The sequence below is a fragment of the Pseudomonas sp. A-1 genome (assembly GCF_004801855.1).
Lineage (GTDB): Bacteria > Pseudomonadota > Gammaproteobacteria > Pseudomonadales > Pseudomonadaceae > Geopseudomonas.
On record NZ_SSTC01000155.1, the window covers coordinates 1 to 5,119 of the forward strand.

The 5,119-nt window shown below is 72.5% G+C and carries 3 protein-coding genes and 1 pseudogene; 1 reads left to right on the plus strand and 3 read right to left on the minus strand.

Annotation, left to right across the window (positions count from 1 at the left end; genetic code table 11):
- Positions 1-271 precede the first annotated feature (271 nt).
- A pseudogene (locus E5198_RS20295) lies at positions 272-2,182 on the plus strand (response regulator); the annotation flags it as partial.
- Between the two features lie 22 nt (positions 2,183-2,204).
- Here E5198_RS20295 and azu read toward each other — a convergent pair.
- The 3 genes from azu to E5198_RS20310 form a co-directional block, all read right to left on the minus strand.
- Positions 2,205-2,636 (minus strand): azurin, encoded by a 432-nt coding sequence (gene azu, locus E5198_RS20300; protein WP_136491731.1) that lies wholly within the window; start codon positions 2,634-2,636, stop codon positions 2,205-2,207.
- Between the two features lie 230 nt (positions 2,637-2,866).
- Complete coding sequence (locus E5198_RS20305) at positions 2,867-3,550, minus strand: response regulator transcription factor (protein WP_136491729.1); 684 nt, start codon at positions 3,548-3,550, stop codon at positions 2,867-2,869.
- Between the two features lie 3 nt (positions 3,551-3,553).
- The coding region (locus E5198_RS20310) for a PAS domain S-box protein (protein WP_136491730.1) at positions 3,554-5,119 on the minus strand (1,566 nt) is incomplete at its 5' end.

Below are 5,119 nucleotides of genomic sequence, written 5' to 3' on the forward strand. Positions count from 1 at the left end.
CCCCTCCGGCCGCCGCCCGGCGCGGCGGCCGGACCCGCCCGCGCGGCCCGCCCATCAGGCCGGAGCGCAGCCTGCAACGGGCTGCCATATACTTGCCGGTCGGGGTTACGCCCCTCCGCTTTTCCGTAATACTCTGCCTACCCCACCCAGAAAGGGACGCCTGATCGTGCGCTGGCTTCGGATTGCCATCACCCTGGTCGCCAGCCTGCTGCTGGCGCTGCCCATGCTCCTGCTGGCGCCGCGGGAAGAGACCGGAGGCCCGCCTTCCTGGCTGCCGGCGACGCTCGAGCCGGCGCTGCTGCTCGGCGCCATGGGCGGCGTGCTGCTGATGCTCGCCGCCTACCACCTGATCCGCTTCGCCCATGGCCGCGACCCGCGCAATCTCCTGCAGTCGGCGCTCTGCCTGCTGCCGGTGGGCCTCGGCATCGCTGGCCTGTGGCCCGACCTGCCGCTGCTGGCCAATGCCGGCCTGCTCTGCGCCACCACCCTCGGGCTGTTCTTCTACAGCGTGCGCCTGCGCCTGACCCAGCGCGCGCAGGTGCACGCCCGTGCCAGCGCCAGCCGCGCCGAGGCCACCAGCCGCGCCGAACAGGAGGCCAAGGCGCAGCTGCTGGCGCGCATCAGCCACGACATCCGCACCCCGATGAACGGCGTGCTGGGCATGACCGAGCTGCTACTCGGCACGCCGCTGTCGGCCAAGCAGCGCGACTACGTGCAGACCATCCACAACTCGGGCAACGAGCTGCTGCTGCTGATCAACGAGATCCTCGACCTGTCCGCCCTGGAGTCCGGGGAGATCGAGCTGGAGGAGGTGCAGTTCGACCTGCACGCGCTGATCGAGGAATGCCTCGACATCTTCCGCGCCCGCGCCGAGCGCCAGGGCCTCGAGCTGATCGGCTTCGTCCAGCCGCAGGTGCCGCGCACCCTCAGCGGCGACCCGGCGCGCCTGCGCCAGACCCTGCTCAACCTGCTCGACCACGCCTTCCAGCAGACCGACGAGGGCGAGGTGATGCTGGTCGCCGCTCTGGAGCGCGACAGCGACAGGCCGCGCCTGCGCATCGCCGTGCAGGACAGCGGCCGGCCGCTGAGTCCGGAGCAGCGCGAGGCGCTGGAGCGCACGCCGCTGAACAGCCGCGACTACATGCCGCCGCGCCATGGCGAGGGACATTTCGGCCTGGCCATCAGCCGCCAGCTGATCGCCCTGATGCACGGCGAGTTCGGCATCGAGAGCGGCCAGCAGCAGGGCTCGACCCTGTGGTTCAGCCTGCCGCTGGACCCGGCCTGCCTCGCCCAGGCCGCCCTCGACCCCGACCTGCAGCTGCGCGAGGCGCGGGTGCTGGTGGTCGACGACAACGAGACCTGCCGCAAGGTGCTGATCCAGCAGTGCACCAGCTGGGGCCTGCTGGCCGAGGGCGCCGCCCACGGCAAGGCGGCGCTGGCACAGCTGCGCAGCAAGGCCAACCTGGGCGAATACTTCGACGCGGTGATCCTCGACTACGACATGCCGGACATGAACGGCCTGCAGCTGGCGGCGAAGATCAAGGCCGACGCCTACCTCAACCACGACCTGCTGCTGATCATGCTCGGCGGGCAGAACCAGGCGCCGAGCAAGCTGGTGGCGCGCAACGCCGGGATCTGCCGCATCCTCGCCAAGCCGGTGGCCGGCTATACCCTCAAGTCCACCCTCGCCGAGGAGCTGGGCCGCGTCCGTCGCGGCCTGGCCGGGCCGCCGGGCAGCCGGCCCGCCGCGGCGCGCCAGATGCCGGCCGACTTCCGCGTACTGGTCGCCGAGGACAACAGCATCTCCACCAAGGTGATCCAGGGCATGCTCGGCAAGCTCGACCTCGAGCCCGACCTGGTCAGCAACGGCCGCGACGCGCTGCGCGCCATGCAGAACCAGCAGTACGACCTGGTGCTGATGGACTGCGAGATGCCGGTGCTCGACGGCTTCGCCGCCACCGAGCAGCTGCGCGCCTGGGAGGCCGCACGCCAGCGGCCGCGCACGCCGGTGGTGGCGCTGACCGCGCACATCCTCGGCGAGCACAAGGAGCGCGCCCTCAAGGCCGGCATGGACGGCCACGTGGCCAAGCCGGTGGAGCTGTCGCAGCTGCGCGAGCTGGTCGAGCACTGGCTCGCCCACAAGGAGCAGCAGCAGGCCCAGCGCGCGGCGCGCTCGCTCTGAACGGCGGCGGGCGCCGGACGGCTCAGTCGGCCAGGCGCAGGGTGCCGCGCATCAGCGGCGCATGGCCGGGGAAGGAGCAGAAGAACCGGTAGTCCTCGCCGTCCTCGAGCAGGCTAACCGGGAAGGTCACCGAGTCCGACTCGCCGCCACCGAGCAGGCGGGTGCTGGCGATCACCCGCGCATCGCCGGGGCGCACGAAGCTGTGGCCGAGGCCGCCGAGCAGGCCGGCATTGGCCACCGCCTGCTGCTCGCCGGCGCGCGCCAGCACCCAGTTGTGGCCCATGCGGGTGTGTTCCAGGCGCCCGGTGTGGTGCAGGTGGACGGTGAACTCCCGACAGCTGCGGTCGACCTCGATGAGGTCGGTGTCGAAGGCGATGCGGTCGCTGGCCTCGATGTCGACGCTGCACTCCGCCGCCCACAGCGGCATGGCGAGCAGGGCCAGCAGGCCCCCCATCAGGAATTGGCGGGTCACGAAAGGGAGCTCCTCGCTTGGAACATCGGAAATTCAAGCCAGAAGACCGTGCCCTCGCCGCGCTAGTTCCTGCCAGCGGTCGGCTATCGTTGCCATAGAGGGATTCAAGCAGCCGGCGCGCGGCCGGCGGCGGACAATGGGTCCCACCCCACGGAGGACGCCAGCATGGACATCCACGCACTGCTCGAGCGCATTCTCGACGCCTACGCCGCCTACGCCGGCTGCTGCTGCGGCGGCTGCGCCGACTGACCGGCGGCGTCGCCGCGCGGATCGAGCGGATCGATCAGCCCGGCGACGCAGGCCATGCCGACCAGGTCGCTGAGGCGCTCGGCCTGCATGCGCTTCATCACCCGCGCGCGGTACAGGTCGACGGTCTTCACGCTGATGTCGAGCTGCTCGGCGATCTCGCGGCTGGTGTAGCCCTGCACCAGCGGCAGCAGCACGTCGCGCTCGCGCGGGGTCAGGCTGTCCAGCCGCGCGCGCAGCGCCGCCGCGCCGCCCTCGCGGGCCAGCCGCTCGGCGTGACGACGCAGCGCCTGCTGCACGCTGTCGAGCAGCTGCTGCTCGTTGCACGGCTTCTCGAGGAAATCGCAGGCGCCGGCCTTGAAGGCGCGCACCACGATGGGCACGTCGGCGTGGCCGCTGACGAAGATCACCGGCAGCTCGAGGCCGCGCGCGCGCATCTCCTCCTGCACGTTCAGCCCGCCCATCCCCGGCATGCGCACGTCGAGCAGCACGCAGCCCGGCCGCGCCGGGTCGCAGGCCGCCAGAAAGTCCCGCCCGTTGGTGAACGGCAGGGCACTGATTCCCACCGACTCGAGCAGCCACACGGTCGAGTCGAGCATGCCCCGGTCGTCGTCGACCACGTACACCACCTGTTCCTGCACCACCGCCATCGCTCACTCCTGTCGTTCCCGTTGCCCCGCATCGCCCTCGCCGCGCCCGGCCAGCGGCAGGCTGCAGGTCAGCCGCAGCCCCTCGGCCCGGCGGCTGGCGCCCAGCTCGCCGCCGAAGCCCTCGACGATCGAGCGGCTCATCGACAGCCCCAGGCCCAGGCCTTCGGCCTTGCTGGTGTAGAAGGGCGTGAAGATGTGCTCCAGCTCCGCCTCGCCGACGCCCGGCCCCTGGTCCTCGACGCCGATGCACAGGCGCTGGCCGCCGTCCTCCAGGCCCGCCGTCAGGCGGATGCGCGAGGGCGTGCCGGGGTGCGCCTCGCGGTTGGCCTCGATGGCGTTGCGCAGCAGGTTGAGCAGCACCTGTTCGAGCAGCACGCGGTCGGCGTACACCGGCGGCAGATTGTCCGGCAGATCCTCGTCGATCGCCACCTGCGCCTGCGCCGCCTCCCAGGCGCACAGGCGCACCGCCTCGCGCGCCACCGCCGCGGCGTCGAGCGCCTGCATGCGCCGCTGGCCCTTGCGCAGGAAGGCGCGCAGGCGGCGGATCACCTCGGCGGCGTGGTTGGCGTGGGCGGTGATCCGCTCCAGACCCTGGGCCACCCGCTCGACCGCCTGCGGGTCCTGGCCGACGCTGCGCAGGTAGCGCTGGCTGGCGCCGGCGTAGTTGACCACCGCGGCCAGCGGCTGGTTGATCTCGTGGGCGATCCCCGAGGCCAGCTCGCCGAGGGTGACCAGCCGCGCGGTGTGCGCCAGCTCGTCCTGGTGGCGGCGCAGCTGGCTCTCGCGCAGCTCGCGCTCGGTCATGTCGCGCGCCACCAGCGAGAAGTAGCGGCCACCGTCGGCACCGGCATGCGCCAGCAGCACCAGCGACACCGGCAGGGACGCCGTACCGTCCGGGGCGTGCAGGCGCATGTCGCTCTTCCACACGCCGTGCTGCTCGGCGCAGGCCAGCCCGCCGTCGAGCAGGCGCGCCAGCTCGGCGGGCTCCAGCAGCGCGGCCAGCGGCGGCGCCGCCGCGCCCTCGGCGAGGCCCAGGGTGCGCCGCGCCGACTGGTTGAGGTAGGTGAGGTTGCCGCCGCGGTCGATGAACAGCACCAGGTCGGTGGTCGCCTCGATCACCTCGGCCAGCCGCCGGCGCGCCTCCTCGCCCTGCACCCGCGCGGTGATGTCGCGCGACACGCTGACGATCTCCACCACCGTGCCGGTGTAGGTCTCGCGGATCGCCCGCGCGGCGGTCTCGAACCACAGGTAGCGGCCATCGCGGTGGCGCAGGCGGTAGCTCATGGTGTGGTAGCCGAGGCGCTCGAGCTGCTCGCGGGCCTGGCGCATCTGGCCGAGGTCGCCCGGATGCAGCAGCTCGCGCACGCGCAGCCCGCGCAGCTGCTCCGGCCAGTAGCCGAGCAGGGTCCAGGACGCCGGCGAGGCGTCGAGGAAGCGGCCGTCCGGGGTGTGCCGGGAGATCAGGTCGGTGGTGTTCTCGGTGATCACCCGGTACAGCCGGCGCGCCCGCGCCGCCTCGCGCTCGCCGCGCAGCTGCTCGCTGGCGTCGCGGCCGCGCGCCAGCACGCG